The organism is Paenibacillus sp. PK4536, from assembly GCF_028594455.2.
In the GTDB taxonomy this organism is placed as follows: Bacteria; Bacillota; Bacilli; order Paenibacillales; family Paenibacillaceae; genus Saccharibacillus; species Saccharibacillus nuruki.
The window spans coordinates 1,312,549-1,331,251 of the sequence record NZ_CP126313.1 but is presented as its reverse complement, the minus strand read 5'-3'; the positions used below and the strand labels follow the sequence as shown (position 1 = coordinate 1,331,251).

At 40.3% G+C, this 18,703-nt stretch carries 10 protein-coding genes and 1 riboswitch; of the genes, 4 read left to right on the top strand and 6 right to left on the bottom strand.

The window, feature by feature from the left end:
• Positions 1–18: 18 nt before the first annotated feature.
• From PO903_RS06115 to PO903_RS06095, 5 genes are all read right to left on the bottom strand, one after another.
• On the bottom strand, positions 19–9,501 hold the full coding sequence (locus tag PO903_RS06115) for an S-layer homology domain-containing protein (RefSeq protein ID WP_273592896.1): 9,483 nt from the start codon (positions 9,499–9,501) through the stop codon (positions 19–21).
• Between the two features lie 217 nt (positions 9,502–9,718).
• Positions 9,719–11,938, bottom strand: a complete 2,220-nt coding sequence (locus PO903_RS06110; protein ID WP_273592895.1) for a LuxR C-terminal-related transcriptional regulator — start codon at positions 11,936–11,938, stop codon at positions 9,719–9,721.
• Entirely contained in the window at positions 11,925–12,176 is a 252-nt protein-coding gene (locus PO903_RS06105) for a hypothetical protein (protein ID WP_069328928.1), read from the bottom strand. Before PO903_RS06105 ends, PO903_RS06110 begins: the two co-directional genes overlap by 14 nt.
• A gap of 17 nt (positions 12,177–12,193) precedes the next feature.
• Entirely contained in the window at positions 12,194–13,651 is a 1,458-nt protein-coding gene (locus PO903_RS06100; RefSeq protein WP_137225817.1) for an ATPase domain-containing protein, read from the bottom strand.
• Between the two features lie 362 nt (positions 13,652–14,013).
• Entirely contained in the window at positions 14,014–14,526 is a 513-nt protein-coding gene (locus PO903_RS06095; protein ID WP_069328930.1) for a YwhD family protein, read from the bottom strand.
• Positions 14,527–15,006: 480 nt separating this feature from the next.
• Positions 15,007–15,146: riboswitch (cyclic di-AMP (ydaO/yuaA leader) on the top strand.
• A gap of 12 nt (positions 15,147–15,158) precedes the next feature.
• Between PO903_RS06095 and PO903_RS06090 the strand changes: the two genes are divergently transcribed.
• A complete protein-coding gene (locus PO903_RS06090; RefSeq protein WP_069328943.1) occupies positions 15,159–15,632 on the top strand; it encodes a C40 family peptidase in 474 nt (157 codons plus the stop codon).
• Positions 15,633–15,909: 277 nt separating this feature from the next.
• Positions 15,910–16,425: a GNAT family N-acetyltransferase gene (locus PO903_RS06085; protein WP_273592894.1), complete on the top strand. Its 516-nt coding sequence runs from the start codon at positions 15,910–15,912 to the stop codon at positions 16,423–16,425.
• Between the two features lie 82 nt (positions 16,426–16,507).
• On the opposite strand, the gene PO903_RS06080 is transcribed toward PO903_RS06085, so the two are convergent.
• Positions 16,508–16,801 (bottom strand): hypothetical protein, encoded by a 294-nt coding sequence (locus PO903_RS06080; protein ID WP_069328932.1) that lies wholly within the window; start codon positions 16,799–16,801, stop codon positions 16,508–16,510.
• 197 nt (positions 16,802–16,998) lie between these two features.
• Between PO903_RS06080 and motA the strand changes: the two genes are divergently transcribed.
• Together motA and motB are read left to right on the top strand one after the other, a co-directional pair.
• On the top strand, positions 16,999–17,817 hold the full coding sequence (gene motA, locus PO903_RS06075; RefSeq protein ID WP_069328933.1) for a flagellar motor stator protein MotA: 819 nt from the start codon (positions 16,999–17,001) through the stop codon (positions 17,815–17,817).
• Positions 17,810–18,649, top strand: coding sequence for a flagellar motor protein MotB (gene motB / locus PO903_RS06070; protein WP_069328934.1), 840 nt, complete (start codon positions 17,810–17,812; stop codon positions 18,647–18,649). Before motA ends, motB begins: the two co-directional genes overlap by 8 nt.
• The last annotated feature ends 54 nt before the right edge of the window (positions 18,650–18,703 follow it).

Genomic DNA, 18,703 nt, shown 5'->3' with positions numbered 1-18,703 from the left:
GATATCATGTGACTTTGCTTATTCTGTGATGTTAAATTTTTCTGCCATTTTTTGCATTAAGCGTGAGATCGTCATTGCTGCTTCTGCACGTGTTGTATTGTCTTTTGGTGAGATTAATCCATTAGGTCTACCTTGCATAATACCTTCGTTTACTGTTGTTGCAAGGCTTTCTTTTGCCCAATCGGATGTGTTATTACTATCTCTAAATGGTGTAAGCGTCTGATTAGCATCTGTGTCAAACGATGTCGATGGCTCTAAATAGCTTAATGTGTTAGTAAGAATATTCGACATTTCTTCACGTGTAATCTGTTGATCTGGTTGGTAAGAATCGTCTGTATATCCTTTCGTGATGCCTGTAGCAGATACTGCATTGATAGCATTGTAGTACCATTTGTCTGTTGTAACGTCTGAATATGCTTTACTGGATGTGTTTGGTGATAGCTTCAATAAGTTATTGATCATTTGTGTGAACTGCGCACGTGTAATCAATGCATTTGGATCATAATTATTATCGCCGACACCATTCAAAATAGACAAATCTTGTAGTCGGTTAATCTCTGCTTCTGCCCAATGTCCACTCACATCGCTGAAGTTCTGTTTATCTATCGTCACTAGAGTAATCTTGTCAGCATTATCTAGTTCTACATCTGTTGCCTCTCCACTAGCTGCTTCAACAGCATTATCTGTTGGAGGGGTTACTGGCTCTTCTACAGCGGGTACTGGTGTATCTACAGTTGCTGCTGTGACAGGTGCCGGTATTCCTAGAACTCCTGGTGTACGATTAGATCCTACATTGTCGTCATCATCCGATGTTCCTGGGTTCGTTGGTGGATTGGTTGGCGGCGGTGTTTCTCCTTCACGATAATTAATCGTCTGAAGAACACTTGTATTGCCGTTACGATTCAGTGTAATTACCAATTGTCCTTCAGAAGCTGGAAGTTGGATATTAACATTTCCATTTCCGTCTGCTCCAATCGTAATAGTTCCTAACTGAACTGTACCTTGTTCATAGACATCACTTTGTACGGTGACTACATCTCCTGCTTGTAATCCACTTAACTCAATCGTTCCTTGTGTCCCTTGAACATCAACTAGATTTACAACTGGTGTTGCAGGTGTAGTAGGGTCTGTTGGAACTTCAACTCCACTATATGGCAGTGTACCAATCTCTGTTTCGGTTCCGTTGGCTGTTACACGTACCGACAACTCACCTTGTGCATTCGGGAAGGTAAATGTTAATACTGCTTCTCCATTGGCATTAGCTGTTCCCGTTGCTAATACTTCATTAGCTTCGCTATAGATCGAAACTGTATTTCCAACAGCTACTCCACTTACAGTTACTGTTCCTTGATCTCCCGTAATGGTTGTAATGTCAGCGGCTGGTGCTGGGGTCGTTGGAATGTCGATCCCACTGTACGGTAATGTTGTGATTTCAGTCTCGGTTCCATTAATCGTTATACGTACAGATAACTCACCTTGTGCATTCGGGAAAGTAAATGTTAATACTGCTTCTCCATTAGCATTAGCTGTTCCCGTTGCTAATACGTTATTGGCTTCACTATAGATTGAAATTGTATTTCCAACAGCTACTCCACTTACAGTCACTGTTCCTTGATCTCCCGTAATATTAGTAAGATCAGCGGCTGGTGTTGGTGTTGTTGGGATATCGATTCCGCTGTATGGCAAGGTTGCAATTTCGGTCTCCGTTCCATTGATGTTCACTCGTACTGACAATTCTCCTTGTGCATCTGGAAATGTGAATACGATTTGCGCTGTTCCATTGCTTCCTGCTACGGCTGTTCCTAGAGCGTTGTCGTCTGCGTCATACACTGTTACTGTTTCGCCGATTGCTACTCCTGTGATACTGACGGTTCCTTGATCACCTGTAATGTCTGATAATGTTGCGCTTGGTGTTGGTGTCGTTGGAATATCGATTCCGCTGTATGGCAAGGTTGCAATTTCGGTCTCCGTTCCATTAATGTTCACTCGTACTGACAATTCTCCTTGTGCATTCGGGAATGTAAATACGATTTGCGCTGTTCCATTACTTCCTGCTACGGCTGTTCCTAGAGCGTTGTCGTCTGCGTCATACACTGTTACTGTTTCGCCGATTGCTACTCCTGTGATACTGACGGTTCCTTGATCACCTGTAATGTCTGTCAATGCTGCACTTGGTGTTGGTGTCGTTGGAATATCAATGCCACTGTATGGCAAGGTTGCGATTTCTGTGTCCGTTCCATTGATGTTCACTCGTACTGACAATTCTCCTTGAGCATCTGGGAATGTGAATACGATTTGTGCTGTTCCATTACTTCCGGCTACGGCTGTTCCTAGTACATTGTCGTCTGCGTCGTATACTTTCACGACTTCACCAACAGCTACTCCTGTGATATTGACGGTTCCTTGATCACCTGTGATGTCTGTCAATGCTACGCTTGGTGTTGGTGTCGTTGGAATGTCGATTCCACTGTATGGCAATGTTGTAATTTCAGTTTCGGTTCCATTAATGTTCACTCGTACTGACAATTCTCCTTGTGCATTCGGGAATGTGAATACGATTTGTGCTGTTCCATTACTTCCTGCTACGGCTGTGCCTAAAACGTTATCGTCTGCGTCGTATACTTTTACGACTTCTCCGACTGCCACTCCTGTAATATTGACCGTTCCTTGATCACCTGTAATATCTGTCAATGCTGCGCTTGGTGTTGGTGTCGTTGGAATATCAATACCGCTGTATGGCAAGGTTGTAATTTCAGTTTCGGTTCCATTAATAACTACTCGTACTGACAATTCCCCTTGTGCATTCGGGAATGTGAATACGATTTGTGCTGTTCCATTACTTCCGGCTACTGCTGTTCCTAATACATTGTTGTCTGCGTCGTATACTTTCACCACTTCGCCGACTGCCACTCCAGTAATATTGACGGTTCCTTGGTCACCTGCGATGTCTGACAATACAGCATCAGGCGTTGGCGTTGTTGGAATATCAATGCCACTGTATGGTAACGTTGCGATTTCAGTTTCGGTTCCATTGATGTTCACTCGTACTGACAATTCCCCTTGAGCATCTGGGAATGTGAATACGATTTGTGCTGTTCCATTACTTCCGGCTACTGCTGTTCCTAATACGTTGTTGTCTGCGTCGTATACTTTCACCACTTCGCCGACTGCTATTCCAGTGATGTTCACTGTTCCTTGGTCACCTGCGATGTCTGACAATACAGCATCAGGCGTTGGAGTCGTTGGAATGACAACTCCACTGTATGGTAATGTTGCGATTTCCGTTTCCGTTCCATTCAGTGTTACTCGTACTGACAATTCCCCTTGTGCGTTCGGGAATGTGAATACGATCTGTGCTGTTCCATTGCTTCCAGCTACGGCTGTGCCTAAAACGTTATCGTCTGCGTCGTATACTTTTACGACTTCGCCGACTGCTACTCCTGTGATATTGACGGTTCCTTGATCACCTGTGATGTCTGATAATGTTGCGCTTGGTGTTGGTGTCGTTGGAATATCAATACCGCTGTATGGTAAGGACGCAACTTCAGTTTCCAATCCATTTGTCGTTACTCGCACTGACAATTCTCCTTGAGCATCTGGGAATACAAATGTCAATGTTACTTGTCCGCTTCCATCTGCTGTTCCTGTAGCAAGCAATTCATTATTAGCACTATAAATATTGACTGGAGCTGCTGCTGTAACACCAGTAATTCTTACTGTTCCTCGATCACCGATGATATCTGTAATTACAGCATCAGGTGTTGGTGTCGTTGGAATGTCAATTCCACTGTATGGCAATGTTGTAATTTCGGTCTCGGTTCCATTCATGGTTACTCGTACTGACAATTCTCCTTGTGCATCTGGGAATGTAAATACGATTTGTGCTGTTCCATTATTTCCAGCTACTGCTGTTCCTAGAACATTGTCGTCTGCGTCATATACTTTCACCACTTCTCCGACTGCCACTCCAGTGATGTTCACTGTTCCTTGATCACCTGTGATATCTGACAATACAGCATCAGGCGTTGGTGTCGTTGGAATATCAATGCCACTGTATGGTAACGTTGCGATCTCAGTCTCTGTTCCATTGATGGTTACTCGTACTGACAATTCTCCTTGAGCATCTGGGAATGTAAATACGATTTGTGCTGTTCCATTACTTCCAGCTACGGCTGTTCCTAGTACATTTTCGTCTGCGTCGTATATTTTGACGACTTCGCCGACTGCTACTCCAGTAATATTGACGGTTCCTTGATCACCTGTGATGTCTGTCAATGCTGCGCTTGGTGTTGGTGTCGTTGGAATGTCAATTCCACTGTATGGCAATGTTGTAATTTCCGTTTCGGTTCCATTAATAACTACTCGTACTGACAATTCCCCTTGTGCATTCGGGAATGTGAATACGATCTGTGCTGTTCCATTACTTCCTGCTACTACTGTTCCTAGTACATTGTCGTCTGCATCGTATACTTTGACGACTTCGCCAACAGCTACTCCTGTGATGTTCACTGTTCCTTGATCACCTGTGATGTCTGTCAATGCTGCGCTTGGTGTTGGTGTCGTTGGAATATCAATGCCGCTGTATGGTAACGTTGCAATTTCCGTTTCCGTTCCATTAATGTTCACTCGTACTGACAATTCTCCTTGAGCATCTGGGAATGTAAATACGATTTGTGCTGTTCCATTGCTTCCTACTACGGCTGTTCCTAATACATTGTCGTCTGCGTCGTATACTTTCACCACTTCTCCGACTGCCACTCCAGTGATGTTCACTGTTCCTTGATCACCTGTGATATCTGACAATACAGCATCAGGCGTTGGTGTCGTTGGAATATCAATGCCACTGTATGGTAACGTTGCGATCTCAGTTTCGGTTCCATTGATGTTCACTCGTACTGACAATTCCCCTTGTGCATCTGGGAATGTGAATACGATCTGTGCTGTTCCATTGCTTCCTGCTACGGCTGTTCCTAATATATTGTCGTCTGCGTCGTATACTTTCACCACTTCGCCGACTGCTACTCCAGTAATATTGACGGTTCCTTGGTCACCTGTGATATCTGACAATACAGCATCAGGCGTTGGCGTTGTTGGAATATCAATTCCACTGTATGGCAAGGTTGTAATTTCAGTTTCGGTTCCATTAATAACTACTCGTACTGACAATTCTCCTTGTGCGTTCGGGAATGTAAATACGATCTGTGCTGTTCCATTACTTCCGGCTACGGCTGTTCCTAATACGTTGTTGTCCGCGTCGTATACTTTCACCACTTCGCCGACTGCTATTCCAGTGATGTTCACTGTTCCTTGGTCACCTGCGATGTCTGACAATACAGCATCAGGCGTTGGTGTCGTTGGAATATCAATTCCGCTGTATGGTAATGTTGTAATTTCAGTTTCCGTTCCATTGATGGTTACTCGTACTGACAATTCTCCTTGAGCATCTGGGAATGTGAATACGATTTGTGCTGTTCCATTATTTCCAGCTACTGCTGTTCCTAGAACATTGTCGTCTGCGTCATATACTTTCACGACTTCGCCGACTGCTACTCCAGTGATGTTCACTGTTCCTTGATCACCTGCGATGTCTGACAATACAGCATCAGGCGTTGGCGTTGTTGGAATATCAATTCCACTGTATGGCAAGGTTGCAATTTCCGTTTCTGTTCCATTCACTGTCACTCGTACTGACAATTCGCCTTGAGTATTTGGAAAAGTAAAGTTCAAGATAACAGTACCATCCGTACCCACTATCGCTGTACCTAATACCTGCTCATCTTCACTGTATACTTTCACTGTAGAGCCGTTTGTAGCATTAGCTACACTAACTGTTCCTTGATCTCCAACAATATCAGATAACACTGCTGTTGGTGTCGCTGGATCAACTGGCACTTGAATACCTTGATAATCAAATGTATTCACTGTCGTTTCTACACCATTAATTATTACACGAGCAAACAATCTACCTTGAGCTTTCAAGAATTTAAAATTAACAATTGCTTGTCCATCCAAGTTAGCTACGCCTGTACCTAAAATCTGATCGTCGTCGTCGTATACTTTGGCTATTTCTCCTTCGACCATACCTATCACCGTAACAACTCCATCAACACCTAGTACTTGTGTGAACTCGGCTGTCGGTGTATCTGCTGGTGGAGCAACTGCTTCTGCTGCATACGTAACATTTACAATATTACTGTTTACTTGGTTACGAGATAAAATGACAGATACTTGTCCGCCTGCTGGTAATAATTCAAGTTGAATAGTCACTAGACCACTACCATCTGCAATTCCTGTTCCCAAAACAGTATTATTTGAATCCAGTACCCAAATCATATCACCTGATTGAACATTACTTACTTTAATCGTATCGCTATTACCAACGTTATTAAGCACTTGAATATCTGGTAGTGCCAAGACAGGAGTCGGTTCAGCCAGATACACAACAGGTGTTGGTACACTATCAATAGCACTGTGTGTATTTGTAGCTGAGATCGTACCGCCTGTTGAATTCAAAGTCACATTTAAAGTAACACTTCCGCTTGCAGCTACAGTTCCTGTACCTAAAATGGAACCCGCTTCTGCTATTGTAACTTTATTTCCTTCTGGTAAACCCGTAACTGTAACGGTATCTGAGTTACCTGTATTATTCACAACAGTAATCGAAGCTGCTGGAATAGGAGGTACGATTTCTGTCGGATAATTAACAGAAACCGGTTCACTTTCTAATCCCAAATATTCTACAGTAGCACTAATTGCACCACCTGTTGGGATTAAGATTACATCAATAACCGTTATACCATTAGCTAAAGCCGTTCCAGTACCGATTAAATCTGACCCTGAGTAAATATTTACTTTTTGACCTTCATCTAGATTTTCTATTGTGACTGTGTCGTTATCGCCATAATTATTGGCAGGTACAATATCTTGCGAAGGAATAGCTGGAATTAAGATAGAGCCATATCCAACCTGGATTGCTGCACTTTCTACTGTATTACGAACAAGACTTACACTGATCACGCCACCATTAGGTGCTAGATCGGTAGCTACTTTTGCTATGCCATTGCCATCTGCTGGCGCTGTTCCAATTAAAGAACCGTCAGCATAAACGTTGATGATATCTCCATTTTGTAATGCTTTTACAGTCACTGCTGAGTTGCCTGCAATGTCATTAACAATAGAGACATTTGCTTGTAAAAGGGAAGCTACAACTTCAGTTGAATAATTGACCAGTGTTGCAGCACTTTCTACACCGTTGCGAACCAAAGTAACTCCAACTGTACCACCTATAGGTAGCAATGTTGTATTTAATGTTGCTTTTCCATCTGCTTGTACAGTTGCAGTTCCTAATAGGGAGCCTGCTCCGTATACTTCAATACTATCGCCTGTTGTTAATCCACTTACTTGGACAACATCGTTATTACCCGAGTTATTGGTAACCAAGATAGCATTAGCAGAAATAGCAGGTGTCACTTCTGCTCCATAAAGAACTGGTGTTGCAATACTTTCAACACCTTGATGGGTTATCGTTACACCAATAGCACCTCCAAGAGGAACTAAGGTGACATTGAGTAATGCAGTACCTTGAGCGTTCGCGATCTCTGTTCCAATCACTGATCCATTTCCATATACCGTTACAATGTCTCCAGGAGTCTGTCCTGTAATTCGAACCGTATCTGCATTACCTGAAAGATTGTTCACCGTAATATTAGCTACTGGAATAGCAGGAACAACAATCCCACCATACGTGATCGAAGTGGTGACACTATCAATTCCATTTCGTGTAATTCCTACTCCTAGACTTCCGCCCAAAGGATTCACAGCTACTGGAATATTAACAATACCTGTTGCTCCTGCAGTTGCTGTGCCTAAGACCGTACCATTTCCATAGACTTTCACAATATCTCCATTGGTCAGACCACTAATCGTTGCGGTTGCATTGCCTGCAACAATAGGGGAAAGCGAAATCTGATTACTAAGTAGTGGCGTAACCACTTCAGCCAGATAACCTACTGCTGTTGGAGAACTATCTACTCCATTATGATTCAAACTGATACTTACACTTCCACCAAGAGGAGTTAAAACGACAGGAATTGTGACTGTACCTTGAGCATTTACAGTTCCTGTGCCTAACAAACCGTCTGAATTATATACGTTCACGGTATCTCCAGCTAATTGACCTGTAACAACAACTGTATCTGAAGTAGTACCTGAACGATTATTAACTTGAATATTAGCTGTTCCAATAAGCGGAACCGTAATTGAAGGATAGTTCACAGTCGTTGCTGCACTTTGTACTAATCCTTGCTTAATCGTTACACTTAAGCTACCACCTGTAGGTGTCAAAACAACAGGCAAACTCAAGCTACTTGTAAGTGCTGGCGCTGTCGCCAATACTGTGTTTCCAGATGATACTGTAACGATATCGCCTATAGTCAAACCATCTACTTTAACAATAGAAGCTCCACCATAAGAATTGGTTACTGTAATATTTCCAGAAACAATCGGAGGAATAACCTGTGCTCCATAACTAACTGTTGTTGGCGTACTTTCAATAGTATTACGCTTTAAAGTAACACCTACACTTCCACCTTCTGGTGCTAATGTAGTTGTAATAGTAGCAACACCGCTAGCATTAGCTGTAGCATTTCCGATAGCTGTTGCACCATTGTATACTGTTACGACATCTCCTGAGCTGACACCTGTAACCGTTACTGTATCTTGATCACCATATTTATTATCGACTGCGATATTGGCAGCTGGGATTGAATTTAAAACAGCACTGCCATACGTAAAAGAAGTTTTAGTACTCTCGGCAGTACCACGAACGGTACTCACATTGATTGTGCCACCACTTGGAACCAGTGTTGCTGTAATAGTAGCTGTTCCTTGCGCGTTGACTACACCCGAGCCGAGTAAAGTATTACTAGCATTATATACAGAGATTGTATCTCCTGAAGTCTGTCCGATAACTGTAACCGTGGAAGAGCCTACGACTACATTATTTACACTAATTTGAGCTGAAGAAGGGGCAGTTGGAGCAGCAAGTACTGTAAAGCTCCCCTGTTGTGTTGCACTACCGATAGAAACATTTAATGTATTTTTAGAGGTTCCGGTAAATTGATACGTACCAGCGGCTGGTAATGTTTTATTATTAAGAGTCAATGTTGTAGACGGTAATAAAAGCAAAGCGACTGTAGAAATTGTAACTGTCTGTCCATTATTGGTAATTTCACTAGCTACCAGATTTCTACCATTGATCTGGTCAGTCGTTGTGGCTTTAATCCCTGCGGGTAACGTATACGTAATACTCCCCAGAAGACTAAGAACCTCCCCTAAATTATAAGTGACAGACAAATTAGCTGATTGTCCAACAACTTGTACTCCATTTGCAGAAGTAACTGTCATTGAGCCAACAGCAGCATTCGCATATCGAGGTAGGCCTGTAAAAATTAAAGTTACAATTAAAAATACTACAAAGGCCGAATAGCTCTGCTTCTTCATATTTTTCTCCCCTTTTGTTTTAGTCAAATTACCTGTCCCAACAAATAACATACCCTGTTAAGCTTACAGATTCATTCTCCTAGAAACAGCCCCAGTTATATATAGACTTTATTTCCTATTTTATACATATAAGTAAATAGGAAAACCCTCCTCTTCCTTTTATCGCCATAAATAAAAAAAAAGATCACCCTTTTTTAAAAAAAGATGATCTTTTTTTCTAACCTATACTTTTGTTAAATACAGCAGCAATCGCTTGAGCGCGATCGGTTACACTCATTTTGTTGAAAATATTAGTTAAATGATTTTTGACAGTATGTTCACTGATAAATAAAGCAGCAGCAATCTCTTTATTACTAGAAGCTTTTACTACTAATTCTAATACTTCTTTTTCCCGTGGGGATAATCCAAATTCTTTAACGATTGCATCCAGACCACGACCTTCGGCTACTTGAGCAGTTAATGCACGAGGAACAGGCTTCTCTTCCATTAAGCTGATTTCAGTTTGCAAAGTATGGCGGCTAAGCATAAATAAACGGAATTGACTTATTAATGCTGGATCAATATTAGTAAATTGGGAATCATTCATCAGCTGTATATCATTATCGGCAGAAGCAGCTAAGGCAAATACCAATACCATAATCTGCCCGCCTTTACAGTATGCCTGAGAAGACGATTGGTTAGGATTCTGTTGAATTTGCTTAAAGTCTTCTATCATTGCTGCTTCTTGTTCAAACAAGTGCGGGAAGCTACGCAACGTCTTCGGATCAGAGAACGACATGAGACAAGCACGTGCTGTCGTTTCACCTTCCTCTTTACTCAAGCCACCCCACAAAGCAAATTCCATCACAATTTTCTGAGCATCGGTTGCTAATTGATATTGAGCCACATTCCATTCACGAATGGACTCATGTAAAATATGAGCAAATCGATTGCTGTTCGACAAAAATTGCTGTCGATCATAGAGAAGTTTCATAATTACGCTACCCATCGTTGCCAGAGCCGATAAAATCTCACGACATTCTTCGCCTTCTTGTTCATCCCCTATAGCGACGGCTAAGACAGCTCTCGTTTTATCCGCATAGACGATTGGATACTCTATCATCAATGCAGATGGGACAGAACGATTCAGATAGGAACTTGTTGCTGGCTGATTGTTTCCATTTTCCAAATAACGACGTGCAATATCTCTGGCATATGCTTCTCCACCCGGGCTTTCCATACCACGAGCTACCATCTGAACTTTCTCATCTTCACTCGCCCGATGCACTACAATAGAAGCAGATGGAGTCCATACTAGATTCAAGCTCATATCCACCAACATAAACAAAACGCGCTGAATATCCTGTACAGATACCATAACGCTAGCTAATTCCATTAAAGGCTTAAAGCGTTGAATCTGCTTTTCCATTCGACCATGTGTAATATGGTTACCAATATACCATCCGATCAGAGAAATCAATGTTTCTTCAAAGCGCACATTCGTTGTTGCCGATAATTTTTCTTCCAATCCAATACCGAATAATAGACCATAATTCTCGTCATCATAACGAATAGGGAAACATTGGACTTCATAGATCGAAGCTAACCCTTTTTGTAGAAAAAAGTGACTTCGTGGATCTCTTCCTACATCTTTCCAATGGCTGAGTTGTTCACTCAATACCGCTTGCCCTAAGAAACCTTCACCCTCATGGAAAATAGCTCCTTTTAACTCTGCCGCCGCAGGTCCAGTACTACTCACTATTCGATACGTGCCAGGCGATGTTTTTAAAGCAAAACCAAATACGTCTGCCAGATCACTCGAAGCCAGTACTGCACGGGTCACTTCTTCAATCGGCATATTTCGACTAGTATCAGAGCGTAACGTTTCGTTGAGTGTTGTTAACCGCTGTGCAAACTGCTTTTCTTTATATCCTGCTTTCAAAATCAAAGCAATCGCTTTAGACAACTTGCTAATTTTTTCTTTTTTGTATTCGATCTGTGTGGGCTGATCTTCAGGGATACGTTGAATACGTTCTCGCATCATACGGAACACTTCACTAGGCCCGTTCAAATCTGGACTATTATAGTTCACATGATCGATAATCGCTTGCCGGGTATTTTCTTGAATCATAATACCTGCCCAGATATACATTTCAATCGGTTGCTGATCAATACTAATCGGTGCAATAATCCACTTGATTCCGGGTATCCATTGATCCGACAAAGCAGTCACTCGAAGACCTTTTAACTTATCGATCTCGGCTTTTAATGAATCTTCAAGTTCTTTAGGATACGTTACAAAAAGAGAAGCAATTTCAGCATCTGAAGGCGTACTTAATAAATGCCCTTGATCATTCGTGATAAAAATAAACAAACCGGTAAGTTCCGCATATACATTTTGGAGTTCCTGACAGCTGTCTGCGTTATCATCTATAAAGTAACTTTCAATCATAAGCATTCATGTCCACTTCTGTCTGAATGTACGGTGTTTTATAACGGTAAATAGCACGCGTACCTTGACCGTTTTTTTCAAGAATAGACAATTCAGTCAAACGATTTAAAGCACGTTCAATCAAATTTGCATTTCGTCCAAGTCTTTTGGACATGCCCGTACTGGTTTCTAATGCGTAAGGATTATTTTCAAAAAATAAGGTACATTCCATCTGTAGTGTGATTACATCGCTTTCTGCTACCATAAAAGCTTAATCCCTCCTTATACCAGCCGGACAAATGGTGTTTCTGAGATATTAGCTACGATGTGTGGGGCTGACACTCTTCCGCTTGGTGATTTAGTTACCTGCAAATACTGATAATTCCCATCTACCCATGTTCTAATAACACCATTACAGGTACGTTCCAAAAAGGAAGCCGTCTCTGTTCCGATTTCACTAAAGTTACAATGAGCCATAACTGTAATACCAAGTGCACGCCAGAGCGAAATTTCTTCAGAAAAGTATTTCACAACAAATTCTTTACCACGTTCTGAAATGATCGTATTCAGGTCGTAATAAATAAACCAGCGCTTATCGCAAAGCTCTTCACATTCAAAAATAGGAGAAAGCTTGTCATTCAGCGTATTGGCATATTCATCATTTTCAACATCGTCTACCCGAATCAGTGCTTTTTCCAATCCACTATCTACAGCCCGCTTGTAATGCTCAATAAAGTGAGCTTTACCTTCATCGACCGCCTGACGCAAAGAAACGCCAAACAAATCAATCGTATCGGCAAACATATCAAGTGTCGTATTACCAGACATCATCGTGACGGTACAATCATCATCTTTGATTCGTTGTGCATAAATAGAAGAAAGAAGATATCTATAGTTGGCTTTACTATTCGTATCGATCATAAAGACACTACCTTTAGGAATACCACCCATCAGAAGTTCATCTAGCGAATCAATACCTGTCGATAATACTTCGGTTTCTTGTACCAGTATCTTGTCTTCTGCCATTGATAAAGAAGGAATAATATAGACGCCGTCTTCAACAAACTTATACGTATGTTCACCTTCCAAAATTCGGGTACCGCGCATTTTGAGTACTTCGATCGTCCGCTTACGATATTTTTCCATTAACGGCTTCAAAGAAAGTCTGACAATACCATCACAGATATAATTCTCGAAAGGAATATGCATACCTTCCACTTCGGAATATTCTCTAATAAAAAAAGAAGTCAACGCATGTTTTCGCATAATATTGCGAATGGTATATACGTTTGTCCTGGCTTCTTGTTCACTACTCATTAATCTAAATAAACTAATACTATCCATAACTACACGCTTACAACCAATTTCTTTGATCATATATTCAAATAATCCATTGGGTTCAAGCATCTGTTCTAATAAAATTTCCGGTTCTATACAGATCACACGTAATAAGTTACGCCGTTCCAAATCTTTCAAATTCCATCCAAACCGTTCCATATCATCGTAGATTTGTTCAGGAAGTTCTTCGAATGTAATATAAATACCGGGCTCGTTATGTTTAATAGCACCTTCAACCAAGAATTGCATACCTATCGTTGTTTTGCCTGTACCTGGCTCACCTTCCAGAATAACGACGCCTCCTGGGGGAATGCCACCGCATAAAATATCATCCAGTCCCGGGATACCTGTACTAATAGGCTGTTTTAATGTCTTGGTGTAAGCAGCTTCGCTTTTTTGCATTTAGTGTTCCCTCCATCTGTAGAATATTTTAGTCACGCAAGGGACAGCTTCCTACGATGATGACTTTCTCTTAATTATAACAAGGGTTTAGAGATAGAAGGAAGTAAATTTCCAATTTTTATAGTCATTTGATATCCCATCCTCATTCATAACCTTTTTTACCATATTTTACTTGTTATTATATGATATAAATAAAGATAATCCTACTATTTTGAATCCTTAATACTTGTTGGTGAAATATTATTCTTCTATAGAAGAAGTTTTTTAAAAGTGATACCAAAATGGTGACATGAAATGATAAAAGACCGACGATCTGAGGGTCGTCGGTCTTTTGTGTAATACGTAGACTATGTTAGTTATTATTAACCTTCTAATGCAGATTTAAACTCTTCTGAAGACTGATTCCACCACTCTTCATTATGGGCAACCAATAATTTTTTAAGCGCTGCTTTTTCTTCTGTTCCTAAGCCCTCTAACATAATGCGACGCTTGATCGCATAATCTAACTTATTCACATGCTCGGCAAGAATTTTCCAGCCTTTTTTCTCTTCTTCATTGATCCACATCTCACAAGCCGTCGCTCCTGCATAATTAACACCTTCAGCTAATTTATCTACAGCGACCCATACTAACCATACTTGGCGACCACCATTTAATTCTTCACGATTGGTAGTAAATTTGATTCCTTTTTCTACCTTACTTTTGGCATGCATAGCGCCAACATCGATTTTTGCTTCGCCATGGTCTATAATGATAGGGGAAACATTATTGAGGTTAATCGCTCCTGATCCAAACCCCTTATGTTTACTACTTTTTGCACTACTACTTACAATATTCAGTGACATTGACTTTTTACTTGGTTGATTTTCATCCATATTGTTAGAATACTCCTTTGTAGGTCAGTATAAATAAAGACTGTTATACATATAAATGGTACTTTAATCTATTACTCATATTGTAGCGAATAATGAGTTAAAAGCCAATAAAGTCGATTATTGTCACGATTTTTCATAAAAAAAGGTAAAAAACGTTCATTATTGTGATTGGTGAACCGAAGAAAGTATATATAGTGGTCATCATTCACTAATAACCACCCACATCTGATCAAAAGATTAAATTTTTTTAACTTTTAAGAACATGACAACCGTAGGCTTTGACAGAGATTACTCGTCAAAATGCTTAAGCAAATATTAAAAACAGATGAATAAACGTTTGCCAAAGTAAAAAACCTCTGGTAGAATAAATCCAGTGAGATTTTAGTAACAACTTTGTAAACTTTAAAATGAAATGCTGTAACCTTTATAGCGTAATGAAAAATTTGTCGTTTTGTCGTAATGATCCGTGAACGGTACATACCAAGCTTTGAGCCAAATTCCTTGGTACCGGGAAACGGGGGAACCGTTTTGGGTGAATTGATCTTGTTTCGGAGGGATCATAGGGGAATACCTTCTACCGAATCCTTAAGCTAACCTCGTAGGCAATTGGAAGGGGACAATTGATTTTGAACATGAAAAAGAAACTAACAGCCGCAGTAATGGGACTTGCTATTGCATTTACGTCACTTGGAGTAACAAGTGCACATGCAGATTCTAAAATGGATCAAGTAATTGATGGAGCTATTGGAACACCTTATCGTATTGGTGGAACATCTTTCAGCGGTTTTGACTGCTCTGGATTTACACAATATGTATTCGGCAAAATGAACATTGATCTTCCTCGCCAATCTAGTTCTCAATATCAAGTAGGTGAGCCTGTATCAAAAAGTGATTTAATTGCTGGAGATCTGTTATTCTTCAATACTACCGGGGCTGGAGTTTCACATGTAGCAGTTTATGTAGGAAATGGTAACTTCGCACACGCTTCTACTTCTAAAGGTGTGAGAATTGACAGTTTGAGCATGGATTACTATCAAAATCGTTACGTTGGTGCTAAACGCGTTATGAGTGATTCCACATATAACACCTTCGCAACTGACAATTAATTATCCTATTAACAACTCATATAAATGAACCTACAGACCACTTAAGATTCCCGCCAGAATCTTTGGTGGTTTTTTTATGTTTCTATATAAGTAAGACGTATCGAACGTCTAATAGGTTACATAAAATTGTGAATCTTTGAAAATTTATATTTTGTTGTGGTTATAATTATGTCTACTTATTATTAACCTACTCGTAATTATGGTAAACAGGATATTGCAAATTTTTTATCTTTTTTTTATGGTATACATATGAAGTATGGTCATAGGAGGTTACTAGATGAGCTCATCACTAGATTCTGTTTTTCATACTATTCCTTTGACAGAATTACATGCCGCTGAAGTATGCACATGGATCTATGAACCACCTTATAATATCTATGGTTGGATGGCATGGGAACAAATGAAAGAATTAGGGATTGAATTTGGAGATCCGATAATTCGAGAAGAACAATATCTATCTGTTCTAGATCAACATGAACAATTAGCTGGATTTGCTCAACTTTTTCCATTAGGACATACGATTAGACTAGGTATAGGAATGCGTCCTGATCTTTGTGGCCATGGTTATGGAGAAGAATTTGTACGAGCAATTGTGCAGACGGCTCAGGAACGTAGTGCTACCGCAGAGATTGATTTAGAAGTATTGACCTGGAATCAACGGGCTATTCGCACCTATCAGAAAGCAGATTTTTATATTACAGATATGTATGAACGCAGAACGCCTGATGGGATGAAGCCTTTTTATTGTATGGTCTATCAAGCTCCGCCTAACGCACGTTATCCTAATCTCTAAAATAAAAGCACAGAAGGAATGATAAGACTCATTCTTCTGTGCTTTTTGTGTATTTCTTTTTTACATACCTATAATAGATGTTTTAAATTAAAGTTACGAAAGTCATTTCTTCTTTGCCAATCAGAATATCGATCCGATGGGTATCTGCATCGTAAATGACAACTCCACTACCTACATTGATCATAGACTCTGAGCCTAACGCAAAAAATAAATCTTCTGCCAATGCTTCATTCACTTCATGTCGTTCACCTTCAGCAAGTACTTCCCACTCTTGAGGTTCCATATCAAAAAATAAATAACTGTCTGGAATCATCCCTACTGCTGATGTTAAATCACTTAATATGTCCTCATAATCTCTTCCATGCTTAACGCCCATACTTAACCTCCCGATCTGTCCATATTGTTACATTTTCCAGCTTATTTACATTATAACGCAAATATACACTAAAAAACTCTTAACAATGCAGCATATCTTGTCGATAAAAGAGTATCAGATGTTTTTGGAAAACACATCATTACATGGAAGTGGATGATGAAAAAGATAAACTATTATACTCACGGACGAGGTGTATTATGCAAATTTCAACAATTATCGGTCTAGTACTTGGTTTGGGTTCACTAATATTCGGTATGCTTTTAAAGGGTGCTCCCCTAATCAATCTGGTGAATAATCCAGCCGCTTATGTCATCATTTTTGTAGGTACAGCAGCAACCATTTTTATGGCGTTCCCAATGAACGAAGTAAAACGCCTTGGTAAATTGTTTAAAGTCGTATTTGTTCAACAAAAATTAATGGACAAAAAAGATCTAGTCGGTATGTTTATGGAGTGGGCTTCAATTACGCGTCGTGAAGGTCTACTTGCATTGGAATCTAAAGTTGAAGAAATTGATCATCCTTTCCTTCGTAACGGAATGCGTATGATTATTGATGGTAATGATCAGGAATTTGTACAAGATGTATTGATGGAAGATATTAATGCGACAGAAGAACGTCACCGTTCAGGCGCACTTCTTTTCTCACAAGCAGGTATGTATGCTCCTACACTGGGTGTACTTGGAGCGGTAGTTGGTCTGATTGCTGCGATGGCAGATTTGACTGACTTAGAAAAACTTTCTCATGCGATTGCCGGTGCTTTTATGGCGACATTGCTCGGTATCTTTAGTGGTTATGTATTATGGCATCCTATGGCGACTAAGCTTAAACGCTTATCCAAAGCTGAAGTAGAAGTGAAATTGATGATGGTAGAAGGTCTACTTTCGATTCAATCTGGTGTATCTACAATTGCGATTAGTCAGAAGTTGGCAGTCTTCTTAACACCTACTGAAAATGCGAAAATGAACAGCGAAGAAAGTAGCAGTGGCAACGTAGGGGAGGCGGTACCGAGTGAGTAAAAAAAGGCATGAGCCGCACGAAGAACATCCAGATGAAAGCTGGTTACTTCCGTATTCTGATTTAATGACCCTATTGCTTGCTTTATTTATTACTCTATTTGCAATGAGTTCACTAGATGCATCCAAATTTCAACAAATGGCAGCAGCCATGAATGCAGCTTTCACTGGTGGTACAGGTGTTCTAGAGCAAAATGCTATGGAAGAAACAAGCGGTCAAACGCCTAAATCGGATGATAATGAAACACCAGCATCCGCTGCTTCACCTGCTGATAATACTCAGAAAACCAAAGAAAGTTTACGTGAAAAACTCAAACAACAAGAGCAGGAAAATCTAGAGAAGTTAAAACGTCAACTAGACAGCTACATCAAAAACAATGGATTAAGCCAACAGTTAGCGACCAAGCTTAATCAATCTCAATTAAGTATTACGATTAGTGATAATACGTTATTCGCTTCAGGACGAGCTACAGTGAAGCCTGAGTCTCGTGTACTCGCCAAATCGATCTCAAATATTTTACAACAGTTCCCGGATTACGATATTATCGTTTCAGGTCATACCGATAATGTTCCTATCTCCAATTCGCAATATGAATCTAACTGGAACTTAAGTTCAGATCGTGCACTTAACTTTATGAAAATTCTATTGCTGAATAACAAACTCGATCCACGTAAATTTAGTGCGATTGGTTACGGACAGTATCGCCCTGTTGCTAGTAACTCTAACAACTTGGGACGTGCAGAAAATCGTCGTGTAGAAGTATCGATTATTCGTAAGTATGTGGATGAAGATGTGAATCCTACTCTTCAATCGATGGCGAACAACGGTAAATAATAACGATCACCCAAAGTAGACCTTAGTATATCTAAGGTCTACTTTTTTTATTTT

Bases quoted from the DNA above. Each gene is read 5' to 3' on its own strand.
- PO903_RS06115 (WP_273592896.1), bottom strand. From the start codon at position 9,501: ATGAAGAAGCAGAGCTATTCGGCCTTTGTAGTATTTTTAATTGTAACT.
- PO903_RS06110 (WP_273592895.1), bottom strand. From the start codon at position 11,938: ATGCTTATGATTGAAAGTTACTTTATAGATGATAACGCAGACAGCTGT.
- PO903_RS06105 (WP_069328928.1), bottom strand. From the start codon at position 12,176: ATGGTAGCAGAAAGCGATGTAATCACACTACAGATGGAATGTACCTTA.
- PO903_RS06100 (WP_137225817.1), bottom strand. From the start codon at position 13,651: ATGCAAAAAAGCGAAGCTGCTTACACCAAGACATTAAAACAGCCTATT.
- PO903_RS06095 (WP_069328930.1), bottom strand. From the start codon at position 14,526: ATGGATGAAAATCAACCAAGTAAAAAGTCAATGTCACTGAATATTGTA.
- PO903_RS06090 (WP_069328943.1), top strand. From the start codon at position 15,159: ATGAAAAAGAAACTAACAGCCGCAGTAATGGGACTTGCTATTGCATTT.
- PO903_RS06085 (WP_273592894.1), top strand. From the start codon at position 15,910: ATGAGCTCATCACTAGATTCTGTTTTTCATACTATTCCTTTGACAGAA.
- PO903_RS06080 (WP_069328932.1), bottom strand. From the start codon at position 16,801: ATGGGCGTTAAGCATGGAAGAGATTATGAGGACATATTAAGTGATTTA.
- motA (WP_069328933.1), top strand. From the start codon at position 16,999: ATGCAAATTTCAACAATTATCGGTCTAGTACTTGGTTTGGGTTCACTA.